This window comes from Anaerotruncus massiliensis (ex Togo et al. 2026) (assembly GCF_030825285.1).
Lineage (GTDB): Bacteria > Bacillota > Clostridia > Oscillospirales > Ruminococcaceae > Anaerotruncus > Anaerotruncus massiliensis.
The window spans coordinates 1-16050 of record NZ_JAPJQF010000044.1 but is presented as its reverse complement, the minus strand read 5'-3'; the positions used below and the strand labels follow the sequence as shown (position 1 = coordinate 16050).

At 64.6% G+C, this 16050-nt stretch carries 9 protein-coding genes; 8 read left to right on the top strand and 1 reads right to left on the bottom strand.

What is annotated here, in order from left to right:
• Nucleotides 1-78 precede the first annotated feature (78 nt).
• Nucleotides 79-441, bottom strand: a complete 363-nt coding sequence (locus RCI06_RS11325) for a helix-turn-helix domain-containing protein (RefSeq protein WP_101549527.1) — start codon at nucleotides 439-441, stop codon at nucleotides 79-81.
• 149 nt (nucleotides 442-590) lie between these two features.
• Here RCI06_RS11325 and RCI06_RS11320 point away from each other — a divergent pair, with 149 nt between their 5' ends.
• The 8 genes from RCI06_RS11320 (at nucleotide 591) to RCI06_RS11285 (ending at nucleotide 15913) form a co-directional block, all read left to right on the top strand.
• Nucleotides 591-773, top strand: a complete 183-nt coding sequence (locus RCI06_RS11320) for a hypothetical protein (protein ID WP_121587505.1) — start codon at nucleotides 591-593, stop codon at nucleotides 771-773.
• Between the two features lie 174 nt (nucleotides 774-947).
• Nucleotides 948-1160: a hypothetical protein gene (locus RCI06_RS11315; protein WP_276871091.1), complete on the top strand. Its 213-nt coding sequence runs from the start codon at nucleotides 948-950 to the stop codon at nucleotides 1158-1160.
• A 21-nt stretch (nucleotides 1161-1181) separates the two neighbouring features.
• Entirely contained in the window at nucleotides 1182-10979 is a 9798-nt protein-coding gene (locus RCI06_RS11310) for a proline-rich domain-containing protein (protein WP_306576152.1), read from the top strand.
• 85 nt (nucleotides 10980-11064) lie between these two features.
• Complete coding sequence (locus RCI06_RS11305) at nucleotides 11065-11697, top strand: hypothetical protein (protein WP_101549534.1); 633 nt, start codon at nucleotides 11065-11067, stop codon at nucleotides 11695-11697.
• A 183-nt stretch (nucleotides 11698-11880) separates the two neighbouring features.
• Nucleotides 11881-12255, top strand: a complete 375-nt coding sequence (locus RCI06_RS11300) for a BMC domain-containing protein (protein WP_101549536.1) — start codon at nucleotides 11881-11883, stop codon at nucleotides 12253-12255.
• A gap of 4 nt (nucleotides 12256-12259) precedes the next feature.
• A complete protein-coding gene (locus RCI06_RS11295; RefSeq protein WP_101549537.1) occupies nucleotides 12260-12781 on the top strand; it encodes a EutP/PduV family microcompartment system protein in 522 nt (173 codons plus the stop codon).
• A 170-nt stretch (nucleotides 12782-12951) separates the two neighbouring features.
• Nucleotides 12952-13662 carry a response regulator transcription factor gene (locus RCI06_RS11290; RefSeq protein WP_101549538.1) on the top strand — a complete coding sequence of 237 codons (711 nt, stop codon included), beginning with the start codon at nucleotides 12952-12954 and terminating at the stop codon, nucleotides 13660-13662.
• Nucleotides 13625-15913: a HAMP domain-containing sensor histidine kinase gene (locus RCI06_RS11285; protein WP_306576151.1), complete on the top strand. Its 2289-nt coding sequence runs from the start codon at nucleotides 13625-13627 to the stop codon at nucleotides 15911-15913. The genes RCI06_RS11290 and RCI06_RS11285 overlap by 38 nt, the downstream gene beginning before the upstream one ends.
• The last annotated feature ends 137 nt before the right edge of the window (nucleotides 15914-16050 follow it).

Genomic DNA, 16050 nt, shown 5'->3' with positions numbered 1-16050 from the left:
TTTAATATAACCACATCTATCATAATATCTTCGCAGCCGTTGTGGGGGTTCAATTATTAATGGGAACGCCGCCTCCTTTTACTCTTCGGGTGTCCCGGGGTGGCCCCCGAGGCGCTGGCGAAATGCCTTGATCACATCCAGGATATAGAGCTGTTCCTCTTCGGAAAGTTCCTTGGCGAGCTCGTAAAGCTCCGCCAGAACGCGCGCGCTCCGGGACGCCGCACGTTTGTCCTCCATCTCGCCGTCGCCGGTCATGAGCCAGTTTTGGCTGATTTTGAGCGTTTGGCAGATGGCGTTGATGACGATCGGCTGCGGCGAAGTCTTGTCTTTTTCCAGATTGTAGATTACCCCGCGCGAGACGCCGATCTCCTCCGCAAGGGAGTTCTGCGTGTACCCTCTTTTTCTGCGGGCATAGTTTAAGCGCGCACCCAGCGTATCCATAGCATCACCTCATGGAAATTATAACCTATTTGCAATGCTTTTTCAATGATTATTTTCATTGACAGTGAAATTGTTTTACAAAAGTATTCATTGACACTGAAAAATAGGCATGTTATAATTCATCTATAAAGCATTAAGGAGGGAAAAGGATGACGGAGTGGGAAAATCAGAGCCATTTGTCCGGATACGCCGGGGAAATCATCGAACAAGCAGCGGAATTGCCGTTGGAGGATCAGGTGCGGTTACTGCTCATTGCACGCGGAATGGCGTTCACCAGAAACCTGATGCGCTCCATCTCGGATGGCCCCACCCCGTCCGGGAAGAGCGCCTGAGCGGCCGCATCCATTAGACGTGGCCGTTATTCCCAGGAAGGATGAAGCGTGCAGGCCCTTCCGGCGAGCATCTGAATACTCTGCACAGACGGAGAAAATCCTTTTTATCGGGACGGATCCTTCGGAGAGGGCGGTCCTGACCAGGAGGGGACATTTTAAGGAGGTTAGAGACACATGAGAAAGACCGAGCGGATTCTGTCTGCCATGTTGGCCCTGATCCTGACGCTCACCATGTCGATGGGCGGCACGGTATCGGCCGCGGACGCGGGAAGCGCGGAAATCCGGGCGTCCATCGAGGGCGGAGACCTGACGGAACCGTCCTTTGTGGGCGGGATGGTTCTTCGCATGAGGAGCTTCTTCAGCGCCGGAACGAACGGCGAGACCTGACCTCACGGCGACGCGCTCGCCATGACCGAATATCAAAACGGTCCGGTCAGCAAGGAGTTCAACATTGTCAAGACGCCGGCGGGCGCGACCGCCACGGCGAGCGGCGGCTATGACGACCAGGGCCGCCAGATCGTTTCGGTGGAGGTGCTCGGGGCGGCGGATGCCGACGGGAACATCCCGGTGAGGGCCGCCGCCGTAAATCCCGGCGAAGCGACCGTCGTCTACACCATCCGCAAGAGCGGATACAGCCCGGCGACCGTGGAGCAGAAGGTGCAGGTCTTTGACCGGATGCGCCTTGCCAGCGAGGATTTCCCGGAAAAGGACGAGCTGATTTACGCGGGCACCGCGCGCGACTTCACCTATAGCGTTTCCGGAACCAACGGCGATATCCTCACGGAAAACGCCAAATTGGAAATGTCCCCGATCAGCGCGGCCACGCTGGACGCCGCGCCCGGCACCGGGCGCGGAACGCTTAACGCGATCTCGGCGGTCTACGGCGCGGACGTGTCCCTGACTGCCGGAAGGATCGCGGACAAGCCCTATCCGATGTATTTCTATGACGATTCGGAGGCTCTGGGCCGGACGATCTCCGTCTCGGATTCCGTCCTGTTCAAGGATCTGAAGTCCTCCCACCCCGGCCTGGCGGCGGCGCTTTCGGGCGATAAGGGCGGCCAGACGATCACGGCGGGCTTTACCTACGGACAGTTCGCCGACGACCAGTACCTCGAGTTTGCGACCGTGCCGAAACAGAAGGTGGCGCTCTCGATCGATTCGATCACCTTCCGCGGGGAGGAGATCGGCATCTCGGAGAGCGGCTTTGCCGTTTCGATCACGGGCGACACCGGGATCGCCAGGCTGACCGTCCCCAAGACGGCCGGCGCGGGCGACTACGCCATCCGGCTGCTCGCCTCCCGCCCCAACGCCTATCTGGAGACGCCGCTGACCGTCAACCTCACGGTCGCGCAGGCGCAATTCACCGGCGTGGGACTTGCCTACAGCACGGGCGATCCGGAAGGCCCCGCCTGGGCGGATGCCGTGGACGGCAAAATTTCCGCCAAGTTCAACGCACGGTATGAAAAGGCGTTTGACGTTTCGCTCACCAGCGGCGACGAGCGCCCGAACGGCGTCACCACCTTCGCCTCCTACCGTGTGTCCGGGCTGCCGGAGGGCGCCTCCTTCGAGGGGAACGTCCTCTCCCTGTCGGGCAAAAACCCGGTGGGCAGCTATCTCATCCCGGTCACCCTCTATGACCCGGCGGGCAACTATGCCGACGCCGAGCTGGCGCTCACCTACCAGGTGGACAACACCTATACGATCGCGCTGAAGGACGTCACCGGCAATCTCGTCGGAAACGCCGAGATCGTCAACGGCTCGGACATCGTCGCGACGGTCCATCTGCCCTATGAGGATACGACAGGCAGCAACAAGCTGAACCTCCTTTTCTACCAGGACGGCGAGGATGGACGCATGAAGGCCGCGACGGCCGTTGCCAAGCTGGCCACCGGCGAGGGCGCCGTCACCGTCAAGAACAACGTCGTCACCGTTCCCAAGCGCCTGCCGGTGCTCGCGGAGGGGGAGACCTACGACCTTGTCACGACGGTCAGCGCCGACAACTACAACGACGCGCGGCTGACGGTCAAGATCATCGTCGACAAGGCGGCGATCACCGTGACCGACGTGGCGAGTTCGACCACCAACAGCAGCTACCAGACCATCGCTCCCGCGGCGGACGGCGAGACCTACGAGGCCGACCGGTTTGCCTATGGGGAGAACAAATACTTCCGGATCACCTCCGACTCCAAGAGCAGCGCGCAGTTTACGGCGGCCTCGCTCGTCTCCGCCGACGAGCCGGAAACCGACCTGCGGGACGCCTACCTCGTGAAGGAGAGCTTTGCCAAGGGCAAGAGCCTCATCCAGCTGGCGCCCGGGCTTCCCACGGGGGACTATGAGCTGACGCTGACGGGCGAGAGCTCCTCGTCCGACAAGGGCGGCAACTACCAGACAAAGACGATTGTCATCAAATTCACGGTGGCGCAGTCTCCGCTTTCGGTGGAGATGCAGGTGACCGGGGACGGCGTGAAGGCCGGGACCGGCGCGGACAACTTCGTCGTCACCCAGAAGGTCGCGGATTCCGGCCTCGTCTACACCTACCGGGTGGAGGTCACCGGGCCCGAGGGCGCGGCCGACACCGCGCAGGTGGCCCTCGACCCGTCCTCCGCGCAGGCGGGCGATTTCGACGAGGCCACCGGGACGCTGACCATTCCGGCGGACACTGAACCGGGCGTCTACACCTATGTCTTTAACGGCACCGACAAGAGCTTCCAGCCCGGCAAGGTCACGCTGGTCGTCACGGTCGGCGACTACGCGCGGATCACCAGGATCACCTCCAACACGAGCACCGTCAAGGCGTTCGCGCCGGGCGAGGACGACAAGGGCTTCGACTTCCGCACCCGCGCGCCGGAGGGGGTCAAGACGGTCCTGACCCTCACCAGGGACCCGGCGAACGCCAAGGTGGCCCTCACCGTCACGAACGGCAGGGGCGAAGCGGTCAAGACGATCAAGCTGAACACGGCCGGCGACAAGATCGTCGTCCCGGCCAGCCAGTCGGCGGGCACCTACCATCTGACGATGGAGGTCACCCACGCGTCCCGTTCCTCCAGGACCTATCTGCTCGACCTGCGGATCGTGGGCAAGAATGAAATCACCTCGATCCACGACGAGGGGGAGGTCTACTCGACCGTGCCGGCGGACGGCGCGGCCACGCTGGACATCGACCTCTCCAAGCTGAACGACTTTGACGGCGCGTTCCAGGTCGCCACCAACGAGGGCACGACCCACATCGACGACACGATCGACGTGGAAAACTGCGTCCCCGCCGGCGCGGTCGCCTGGGACTTTGACACCGACACGCTGAACGTCGACGTGACGAAGGCGGGCCGCATCACCACCGACCTCGTGGTCGACAAGGGCAGGCCCTCCGAGACGACGACCAGACTGACGGTCAACGTCATCCCGGCGGTCACCGTGACGGACAAATCCGGCGAGCTGACCCTTTCGGACGGCGTCTACACCGCCGAATCCAAGGCGGGCGAGGGCAATCAGATCACAATCGCGGCGAACCCGTCCGCGGGCTGCACGGTCGAGACGAGCCTTTCCTCCGCGGAGGTCCGGCAGCTGCTGCAAAACAAAAAGATCACCGTCCTCGGCGACGCGATCACCGTTGCGAACGACGCGCCCGCCGGTACGGTGGAAATCCCCTTCCGGATGAGCGGCACTTCCGACCGCAACATCACGCTCGGCTCCGGCTTCACCGTCCGGGTGCGGGTCGGCGCGGGGGACATCACCGCTTCGGTCTCCTCCCCGCTGATGGACGCGCCCGCCGTGGTGACGGAAAACAAGGCCGAGCTCACCCACGGCTACGGCGCGGATGAGGTCTTCACCATCAGCACCACGCCCGAGACGACCCTGTCACTCGTGAGCGAGAGCGTCAACAACCTTATCTTCAACAGCGCGAACAAGACGGTCACCGCCAAGGCCAATCTGGCGGCCGGCACCTATACCCTCCGGCTGAAGGCCGAGGCGCAGTACTATACCCCCTTCCTCTTTGACGTCGTCGTGGAAGTCGTGCCCGCCGCCGAGGTGGCGTGGACCGTCACCGGCGCGGACGGCGAGGCGATTTCCCCCGACAAGGCCGGCGTCTACCAGCTGCCGGTCAACCGCAGCGAGGGCGGGAGCTTCACGGTCTTGACCGTGCCCGCGAACGCCAAGGTCACCCGCACCGACAAAAACGCGGAGATCACCTCCGACGACAACCGGACCTTCACCGTCCCCGCGAACCTGTCCGGGGACAGCATGGAGGTGACGCTCAAGGGTACGAATAAGAACTACCTCCCGAGCGAAATTACAATCAGCGTCAACCTGGTCAGCGACGCGCGGCTGACGCCCGTCGCAACGGTCGGTGACAAGACCTATTACGCCGACGCGGACGGCGTCATCTCCGTCACCCTCAAGGACCTCGAAAAGGCCGTCCTGTCCACCAATGCGGCGGACGCGGTCATCACGAAGCAGATTTCCGAACAGGCCGGGTTCAACATCGTGAATTCCGGCGTCCGCGCCAACGGCGCCAAGGCGGGGACCTACGACTTCCCGTTCAGGGCCACGGCGGAAAACTATCTGGACACCGACTTCACCCTGCGCGTGACGATCGCCCCGATCGTCGAGTACAAGGTGGACGACGACCAGGATTACGCGGCCGTTACCGAGAGGACCGTCGAGGTCGGCTATGGCGACGGCGCCCAGATCCCGGTGCTCGCCAAGCTCGCCAACGGCGACAACGCGGTCACCCTTTCGGCCGGCGCCACCCCGCTCTACACCGCGTGGGGCAACGGGGTCCTGACCATCCTTCCGAACGCTCCGGCGGGCAGCTATACGATCAAGCTCACCCCCAGGGCGGACGGCGTTTCGATCCCTGACGCGCGCCTGACCCTGACGGTCAAGGTTCTGAGCGGCAGAATCGCGGTCGACGCGGCTTCCGATCTGTCGGGCGACCTCCCGAAGCAGGACGGTCCGGACGGCGTCGTCTTCACGGCCTCCCACTATGCGGGCGAGACCCAGACGATCACCTTCTCCGACAAGGTCGGCGCGGGCTACCGCTTCACCGGAACGAGTTGGCCGATGGGCTTCGCGCTCAGCGGCAGGACGCTGACGATCGCCCCCGAGGCGATGGCCGGGGAGTATTCGCTCCCCTTCCAGGCGTCGAAGGAAAACTATGAGCCGACCTCCATCACCCTGCAGGTGAAGGTGGCGACCGACACGACCTCCTTCTACGACACGGCGGTCGCCGTCAACGGCGACGCGCGGCAGGCGTCGTCCGAGCCGTCCGTCGGCGCGGCGGTCGACAACCGGCGCGTCTATGACATCCAGGTGAAACCCGGTCAGACGGTCTCCGTCACCACCGGCGTGAACATCATCGCCGACAGGATGGCGGTGGACGCGCCCGACGGATGGACGGTCAGCAAGATCGATTCCACGGTCACCTTCCCCTTCCCCGAGACGGCCGTAACCGGCGAGACCTACACCGTCAAGGTGGACTACCCGCGCAGCGCGGACAACCGCGCGACCCAGGCGGTTGTCAACATGACCGCCGTGGATAAGAGCCAGCTCGCGCAGCCGGTCATCTCCGGCCTCAGTCTGGCGGTCGATCCGTCCGACGAGACGAGCGGCACGGTCACAGTCAGCTGGAACGCGGTGGAAGGCGCCGCCTACTACCAGCTTTACGCCGGCGGCGAACTGAAGGTGGAAACCGATTCGGCCAGCGCCCAGCTGGGCATTGGCGCGGGTTACGCCGACAGCCTCCCGACGGTTGAGGAGAACGCTTCCCTCACGGTGAAGGCGTTCCCGGCCAAGGGCAGCGGCAACGCGGAATCCCCCGCCTCCGACCCCAAGACCCTGACGATTACCCGGGCGGCGCTTGACGACGTCCAGTTCACCGGAACGGTCAGCCGCACCCCCGCGGACGGGAAGACGCGCTTCTTCTTCCAGCCCGTTGCGGACGCGGCCGGCTACGCGGCCACCGAGGACGGCGAGCCGGTGGAGAAGGCGCTCATCCAGGATTCCGGCAGCGGCGGCAAGTACTATCTGACCAGGCTTGCGCCCGGCGGCAGGCTCACGGTCGGGCTCCGCGCGCTGGCGAAGGAGGGGTCGCTCCTCCACACGGATTCGGCCGAAGAGAGCTTCAAGACCTATCAGGCCGACGCGCTCAAGGAACTGACCGTCCTGGTCAACGGCGAAGCGGTCGGCGGCGACGGCGTCACCGATACCTTCAAGGCGGGCACCCTGACTGCTCCGAAGCAGTATTCCGTCGCGGTCGGGGAGACCGGAGGGACCGCCAGCATCGCAGTCGCCGCGGACGACGAGTCCTACAAGGACATGGTCAGTTCCACGGATGGCGTCGCGGTCGAAGTCCCGGCGGATGTGGAGCCCGGAACCTATGCCTTTACGATCACCGTAACCCCGTCCGGAAACTTTGACGGCGTCTATCAGGAGACGGTCAAGGCGCTGACGATCGTTGTCACCGAGAAGGATTCCTTCGACGTGAGCGGCGCCGCCCTCGCCCTCGAGACGCAGTTCACGGCGGATGAGGAAGTCAAGTGGGTCCGCGCCTCGTGGGATGCGGTCCCGAACGCGGAAAGCTACGACCTGCTTGTGAACGGCACGCTGGTCGAGCATACCGCGAAGACCGCGGCGACGATCCTCCCCGCCAAGATCAAGGCGGGCGACACGGTTTCCGTCGTCGCGAAGGCCCCCGGCTACAACGACGGCACGCCGGTCACGGCGGTCTACGAATACGCGCCCGCCAGACTGGCGGCCCCCGTGGTTACCTTCGCCTACGACGATGAAACCGGAGAGCTGACCGCCTCGTGGGAGGCCGTCGAAGGCGCCGCTCACTACAGTGTGGACCCGAGCGCCGACTGGGGCGGCTACAACACCACCAACAACCAGGCGCTCACAGCGGTCCGGAACATCCGGAGCGGCACGGAGGTCGACTACCCGATCACGGTCCGGGCGATGGCCAGGAGCGGTTCGGCGAAATACGCCGATTCCGACAGGACGGAAGCGGTCTTCCACTATGACCGCCCGACCCTGACGGCCGACACCGCGACCACGACGATCAACCACCTGCCCAGCGAGTATCCGGACGGCAAGACCTATACGATCAAGGTCGAGCCGGCGGGCGCGGCGATCGCAATCGCCGACAGGACCCCGTCCGTCCCGGGCATCGTGCCCAACCGGGACGGCACGATCTCCATCTACAGCACCGCCAAGGAGACCGATGTCCCGCTCATCTATGACGCGACGGCGGCGCTTGACGGCTACCAGACGCTCAACTTCCAGATCGCGGTCAACGTCCTGCCCGCGCCTCCGAAAGCCTCCGCAACCTTCCAGTACCAGCTGGGCGGCAACAGCGGCGAGTGGACGGACCTCACGGACGGGCAGACGATCACCGCAACGGAAGGGGAAGCCCTCCTGCTCTATCTCCAGTCGGACAACACCGATTTCAATCCCAAGACGATGATCAAAAAGGACGCGGGCGGCAGCGCGGACATCAACGCGGCCTCCGCGGGCGTCTACGCCCCCGGCTCCGCCCCGGCCGGCAGCGCCTCCTTCACGATCACGGTTCCGGAGAACGATCTCTTTGCCGAGACCACGCTGCACTTCACCGTGGAGATCGCGGAGAAGCCCGCGCTCGACCTCTCCGGGATGACGACGGCGTATACCTACAGCCTCAAGGGTGCGGAGTCCATCCAGTACTCGAAGGTCATCACCGATGAGGTCCAGGCGGCCTATCCGGGCGCGACCGTGGGCTTCAACGCCGACCCGAGCGCGCTGAACTACGGCCCGGCCAAACCCGTCGGCGACGAGACCTACACGGTCACCGTCTCGAATGTGGCGGGCCACAAGGAAGGCAGCTTCGAGGTCACGATCACGGTGGTCGACGACCGCGACGAGCTCTCGGTCGATGACTTCACCTTCACCCACCCCTACAAGAAGACCAGCACCGCTTATCCGGTCGCGGTCGATGGCGCGGCGGTTACCGTCACGACCACCCCGCTCCCGGCAGGCGTCAGCTGGAGGTCCGATAACAGCACCCTCTATGTGAACAGCGACGCCAAGGTCGGGGAGTACACCCTCGACGCGACGGCGAGTAAGCCCGGCATGAAGGACGCCTCCTTCCGGATCATTGTCACCGTCACGGATGAGCGGCAGGAGCTGACCATCCTGCTGGACGGCGGCGCGGTCACCGCGGACCCGGTCGAGACGCCTTACGGCGCGCGAAAGGACTTCGCGCTGTCGACGGCGGAAAGCCTGACCAGTCCGACGATCGAGCTGACGGCGACCGACGACGCCGGAAAGGTCCACTTCAGCAGCGATGGAAAAACCATCATGATCTACGAGGGCGGCGCCGAGGGCACGACCTATACGGTCCATGCGAAGATCACCCCGACCGGCGACGACGCGAGAGCCTATAAGGCCGCCGAAGCGGACATCACCTTCGTGGTGGGCGCGCCCAAGCAGATCGGGGAGGTCCCGGCGGACGTCGCGGAGACCTACTATGCCGACGAGACGGGCGAGCAGACCCTGACGCTGGATATCCCGGCGGACCTCACCCTCAAATCTCTGGCGGCAGACTTCGACAACGCGTCCGGCGGCTTTGTGATTGACCCGTCCGCAAAGACGATCCAATTCACCCCGTCCGATGTGGAGCCCGCGGTTTACGGCTTCACGGCGACGGTCGGCAAATCCGGCGGTTACGCGGATGCAACCTTCACCGTGACCATCACGGTGAACGACGCCTCCGCCCGCCCGGGAATCACCCTTAACGAGCCCACCGACATCACCGTCGACCTCAAGGGCTTCCTCGGTGAGACGAAATCCTTCACCACGGGCGAGGGGATCGCGGTGACCCTCAGCGGCGTCACGGCCAGCCCGGTCACCGACCAGATCCGTCTCGATAACGGCGGCCTGCGCATCGGCGCGGACATCGCCGAGGGCGACTACACGGTGACCGCGGCGGCCAGCGCGGCGGGCTACAAGGAGACCCCGGTCACCTTCACCGTCCACGCGAGCGACAGCACGCCCACGATCACGGTGCTCGAAAAGGACTTCACCTACGAGCGCGGCCAGGCACAGACCGGCTTCACCGTGACGACCGACCCGGCCGACGCGACGGTGACCATCACCGACGCGCACCATAACGGCCTCAACGTGAACGGCGCGGAGATCAACGTGGATGAACCCTGGCTGGGCGCCGACGGCACCTACACCTACCAGGCCACCGCGACGAAGGACGGCCACAGGACCGCAGCCTTCGAAGTGACGGTCACGGTCACCACCAAGCCGAACGAGGCGCTCACGATCGACGGGAACGCCTTCAGCGTAAAGCAGGGCGAGGGCGCGTCCTTCACCCTCGGCTTCAACGACGCGGGCGCGACGATCGAAGCGGACGGCACCGGATGGGACGAGGCGACCATGCAGGAGCCCAACCGTCCGAAGCTCAACAGGGCGGATAAGACCATCACCGTGGGCACGGACACCCCGGCCGGCACCTACACCCTGACGCTCAACGTCACCGGCGGCAGCGGCTACACCGACGGCACCTTCACGGTCACCGTCCGCGTGCAGGAGGCCAATGCGTTTGAGATCGCGGACCAGAGGATCAGCGTCGCGGTTCCCGAGGGCCAGGCCTTCGGCGGCCCGCAGGCGATCGACTTCGGAGACGCGGACACCGCCGGCATGACCTTCTTCGTGGATCCGACCAACTACGGCGACAGGATCTTCCTCGGGATGAGCGGCACCAGGGCGCTGGTCTTCCTGACGGACGACGCGCCGGAAGGCACCTTCTACTTCATGGTGACCGCACAGAAGGACGGCTTCAGTACCGAATTTGAGATCGCGCTTGAGGTTGTCCGCACGGCGGCCAACAACCTTCTGGCCTCCCCCGCCAGCTTGGAGGAGGAGCCGATTGAAGAGGCCCCGCCCGCGGAGGAGGAGCCGAAGCCGGACGGTGGGCAGTCCACGGAGGGCCAGACTCCCGACGGCGAGACCCCTGACACGGAAACCCCCGATGGGGAACAGGTTCCCGGCAAGGAACAGGGCACCGACGTCCAGCAGCCTCCGAAGGAGCAGGACGCCGGGCAGGATCAGTCCGGGACTGAACCGGGCGGCGATGGGACGGGGAGCGAAAGCAAGCCCGAGGTCGCCCCGCCTCCGGCCAAGTCAGAGGAAACTCCCGCCGAAAGCGGCGGAACGACCGAATAACGCCGGGCCAGGCGGTTTGAATCTTCAGGGAGCCGGGGAGGGGGCCCGCCCCCTCCCCGTCCCCAAGTAAAAGGGAGGTATCCCCATGGGAAAAAAGATTTTGGCAATGCTGCTGGCGGCCGCCCTGGCCGTGGCGTTTGCGGTCCCGTCGGCCGCGGTTTCTGGCAAGGTCGCCGGCGGCGCGGACGGAACCGTCAAAACGGTCGACACCCGGCAGACGATTGACACGGCGGACATCACCTACCAGAATATGCGTGTGGAAAACAACCTCACGATCTCCGAGGAGGTCGGCCGCGGCACGGTGACCCTGAAAAATGTCGAGATCACCGGGACCCTGCTCATCAGGAGCGGCGGCACTGTGGTTCTGGACGGCGTCACCTGCCCCAATGTGACCATCCAGAACCCCAAATACAAACCCACCGTCATTGCAACCGGCTCCACCTCCATCGACACCACCTACCTCAAGGGCAACTGCGTCATTGAGGAACGGGACCTGTCGGCGGACGGGGAAGGCTACATCGACGTGATCTACAGCCCCAACGTCAACTACGAGCTGACCAACGTGTCGCTCGAGCGGATGACCAAGGGCGTCAACGCGCCGGCTTCCGGCAGGAGCTTTGCCGGCAGCTCGAGCGGTTCCGGCGGCGGTTCGGGCGGCTCCTCCACCTTACCGTCCGCGGGAGGCAGCGTGGGCGACCTGGTCGAAAACAAAGGCTGACAGCAAAAATCCCCCGTTTCGGCGGGGGATTTTTGCCGCCCTGATGATCAGAAACTGATCAATTCTGATTGAAATTACAAATCTTGACCGCGTTTGTGCAAAAGCGCCGCCGCGCATGGCTTTCCCGCCGCGGGCTTGCTACAATAGAAACAGGAATGACCGAAAGGGAAAGGAGGCGGGCGCATGGCGTATGAGCGGGCGGAATCTCCGGAAAAGCAGCGAATCATCCAGGAACTGGTGCCGGGCAAGCAGGTGACGCTGGCGCATGTGATCGCCAGCCCGGACAGGATCATCTACCAGAAGCTGGGGCTCGATCCCGAGGCCGATTACCGGCAGGCGGCGATCGGCATCCTGAGCATGTCCCCGGCGGAAATCGCCGTGATCGCGGGCGACCTCGCGCTCAAGACGGCGAGCGTCGAGATGGGGTTCATCGACCGCTTCAGCGGCACGCTGATCTTCACCGGCCTCATCTCCGATGTGGAGGCGGCCATCCACAGCATCCTCGCCTACCTGGAGGGGACGCTGGGGTTCACCGTCTGCGCGGTGACCCGGACGTGACGGAATGAAAAAGATCATCCTGATGGGACGCAGCGAATGCGGCAAGACGACCCTCTCCCAGGCGCTGCGGGGCGGTGAGATCGCCTACCGGAAGACCCAGTATATCAACCACTACGACGTGGTGATCGACACGCCGGGCGAGTACGCCGAGACGGCCTCGCTCGGCCGCGCGCTGGCGCTCTACGCCTACGAGGCCGACGTGGTCGGCCTGCTCTGCGGCGCGACCGAGCCCTACTGCCTCTTTCCGCCCTGCGTCGCGGCGGCCTGCACGCGGCCGGTGATCGGCATCGTGACCCGCATCGACGAGCCGGGCGCCAACCCCGGCCGCGCCCAGCGGTGGCTTGAACTCGCGGGCTGCCGCCCGGTTTTCCGGGTGAGCGCCTATTCGGGGGAGGGCATCTGGCGGATTCTAAGCTACCTGAAGGAGCCGGGGGACCGTCTGCCGTGGGAGAACGCCGAGGAGGCGGAACGCCCGCGCACCGTCCTTTCGGACAAATACGGGGAGACGGGGCGAAAACGCCCCTGAGATCCGGAAGCTTTGCTTCCGGATTTTTTTATGCACTATCCACATGCGGAGGGTTGTGGTATCATGAAGGCTGAGGGCGCGCCGGAGTTGTAAGATTTCCGTAAGAAACGCGTCCATTTTTTTGTAAGGAAACCGCATTAGGATAGAGACAGGCCTAAGGGGGAGATCAGATGAACGAATGCGTGCTGGTGGTCGACGACGACCGGGAGATCGTGCAGGCGATCGCGCTGCTGCTCGAAAAGGAGGGCTACCGCGTGCTGCGTGCCTACGACGGGATGGAGGCGCTCGAACAGGCGATGGACCGTTCGGTGCGGCTGATGATCATCGACGTGATGATGCCGAGGCTCGACGGGCTGTCGGCGGTGATGAAGCTGCGGGAGCGGCGCAACCTGCCGATCATCGTGCTCAGCGCCAAGAGCGAGGACACCGACAAGGTGCTCGGACTCTCGATGGGGGCGGACGACTACGTCACCAAGCCCTTCAACCCACAGGAGCTGGTGGCGCGGGTGCGCAGCCACCTGCGGCGGTACACGAGCCTGGGGGACATCAACGCGCCCGGGACGGGGGACGAGATCCACAACGGGCGGCTCAGCTACAGCCCGGAGGAACGCGTCCTGCGCGCGGACGGCGACCCGGTCAAGCTGACGGCCACTGAGACGAAGATCGTCGACCTGCTCATGCGCAACCTGGGGCGCATCTTTCCCGCCGAGGAGATCTACCGGCGGGTGTGGGAGGAGGACGCCTTCGCCGCCGAAAACACGGTGATGGTGCACATCCGGCGCATCCGGGAGAAGATCGAGCTCAACCCGAAGGAACCAGAATACTTAAAGGTGGTATGGGGAATTGGATACAAGATCGAAAAAGTGGAGGGCGGCCGTTAGCTTTACGGCCTTTTTCCTGGGGATCAGCCTGCTTCTGACGAGCGTGCCGGAGGCGCTTTCCCTCCTGACGGGCGGCTCGTGGAAGCGCACGTCGGTTGCGGACGCCTTCCAGGAGGACTACCAGAATACGCGGGCGTTCCGCGACGCGGTCGCAAGCTACCTCGAGGATTTTCTGACGATGGCCGTCGGCGGAAACGCGAACTACTCCGAATACAGCGTCTCCTACAACGGCGAAATCACCTCCGCGGTCATGGAGGCGGCCGAGGTCGCCGACGCGATCGGCGAGTACGGCTCGGGCGGCTACCACGGCTGGGACGACGGCTACGATTTCAGCGTCACCATCTCGCCGCCGTCGAGCTACGGCTCGTCCGCGCAGGCGGCGCACGACTACTTCAAGGAGGACAAGAACGTCCTCTACGACATCCGCTACGACGGCGAGCAGAAGTATACCAACGCCGAGGGCACGGGGCTGGACGGCCCGAACCTCAAGCTGCCCGAGGGCTACAATTTTCTGCTCTGGTTCGACGGGAGCAAGGTGCGCGTCGTCAAGGACGGCAGGGAGCTCGACATCTACGGCGACGGCTACTACCGCGAGGGGAAGGACTGGTACGTCCCCGGGTATAAAAACTTCACGGTGGACGAGGACGCCGCCCGCGCGAGCGTGGTGATCGCGGCGGCGAAGAGCCCGATGCTCTACGTGCGCGGCAGCTACGGGAACAGCTCGGCCGAGCGGCAGAACAACCGCCTCTACTGGCTCGAGCAGAACCTGAAGGAGAGGCGGGACCGCTACACCGGCATGGCCGCCTCCTGCGCGGCCGGCGTCCTGCTGCTGGCCGTCTGGTTCCTGCTGCGCGGGGACAAGCGCCGCGCCGACGCGGCGATCGCACGGGTGACGGGGCGCGTGTGGTACGAGGGCAAGCTCCTGCTCCTGCTGGCGGCGCTGGCGGTCTTCCTGGCCGGCCCGCAGGACGCCCTGCGGGAGATCACCTATATGGTCCGGGAGGAATATCTCGACCCGTGGATCTTCACCTACTACGCGCAGGAGCTCTCCCGCAGCGGGTTCTCCCTGCTGGTGATCTTCTGGTCGGCCTACCTGCTGATCAACGACTGGAGGCACAACCCAAAGCCCTGGAAGCACAGCCTCACCGGGAAGTTCTGCGCGGCGGCGCGCGCCTCCGATCTGAAGCTGCCCCTCCAGCGGCGGATGGTGCGCCGGTTCGGCGCGGTGCTGATCGCGGCCGCGGCCTTCGCGGCGTCGACGCTCCTGCTCTACGCGGGCTTCCGCGTCTATAACCGCGACTCCCTCTTCGCGTTCCTGCTGCTGGCGGGGCTGCTGGCGCTGCTGCTCTGGATGCTCTACCGCTTCGCGCGGGGCAACCGGGAGACCGCCCGGGACATCGGCGCGCTGGTCGGGCAGATCGCCGCCGTGCACGCGGGCGGGCTCACGATGCCGCTCGACCTGCCGGAGGACGCGGACCTCGCGGCGGCGGCGAAGGACCTCAACGACATCCAGCGCGGGATGAACGAGGCGCTCGAGGAGCGGATGCGCAGCGAGCGGATGAAGGTGGAGCTGATTGCGAACGTCTCCCACGACATCAAGACGCCGCTCACCTCGATCATCAGCTATGTGGAGCTTTTGGGGCAGGAGGAGGACCTCCCCGAGCATGTGAAGGACTATATCCGCATCCTCGAGAGCAAGTCGCAGCGGCTCAAGACGATGGTGCAGGATGTGTTCGAGGTGAGCAAGGCGGCCTCCGGGCAGCTCCCGGTGACGCTCGAGACCCTCGACCTGGGCAAGCTGCTGCGTCAGACGCTGGCCGACATGGCCGAGCAGATCGGCCGCAGCACGGTGACGGTGCGGGCGGAGATCCCCGAGGAGCCGGTGATGATTACGGCGGACGGCCAGCGGCTCTACCGCGTCTTCCAGAACCTCGTGCAGAACGCGCTGCAATATTCGCTGGACGGCTCGCGGGTGCACGTCAGCCTCGCGGCGGACGGGACCACGGCGGTCGCGAGCGTCAAAAACACCTCCCGCGAGGAGATCGCGAGGAATAAGGACTTCACCGAGCGGTTCGTGCGGGGGGACGACGCCCGCACCGACGGCGGCAGCGGGCTGGGGCTTTCGATCGCGCGCACCTTTACCGAGGCGTGCGGCGGGCGCTTCTCGGTGGAGACGATCGCGGACCTCTTTGTCGTGACGGTTGAATTCGCCCGGCAGGCGGCGGAACAGGCGGAACAGGCGGAGGACTGACTTCGGGAAATCTCCTTTCCAACAGGAGGGGGCGCGCGGAACATACCGCGCGCCCCCACTTTTCGTAATAAACGGGGTAACCGATAGCGGGCCGGTTGAGCACGCCCAAAAAAGGAGGAAAAAAGAAATTAAAAGGT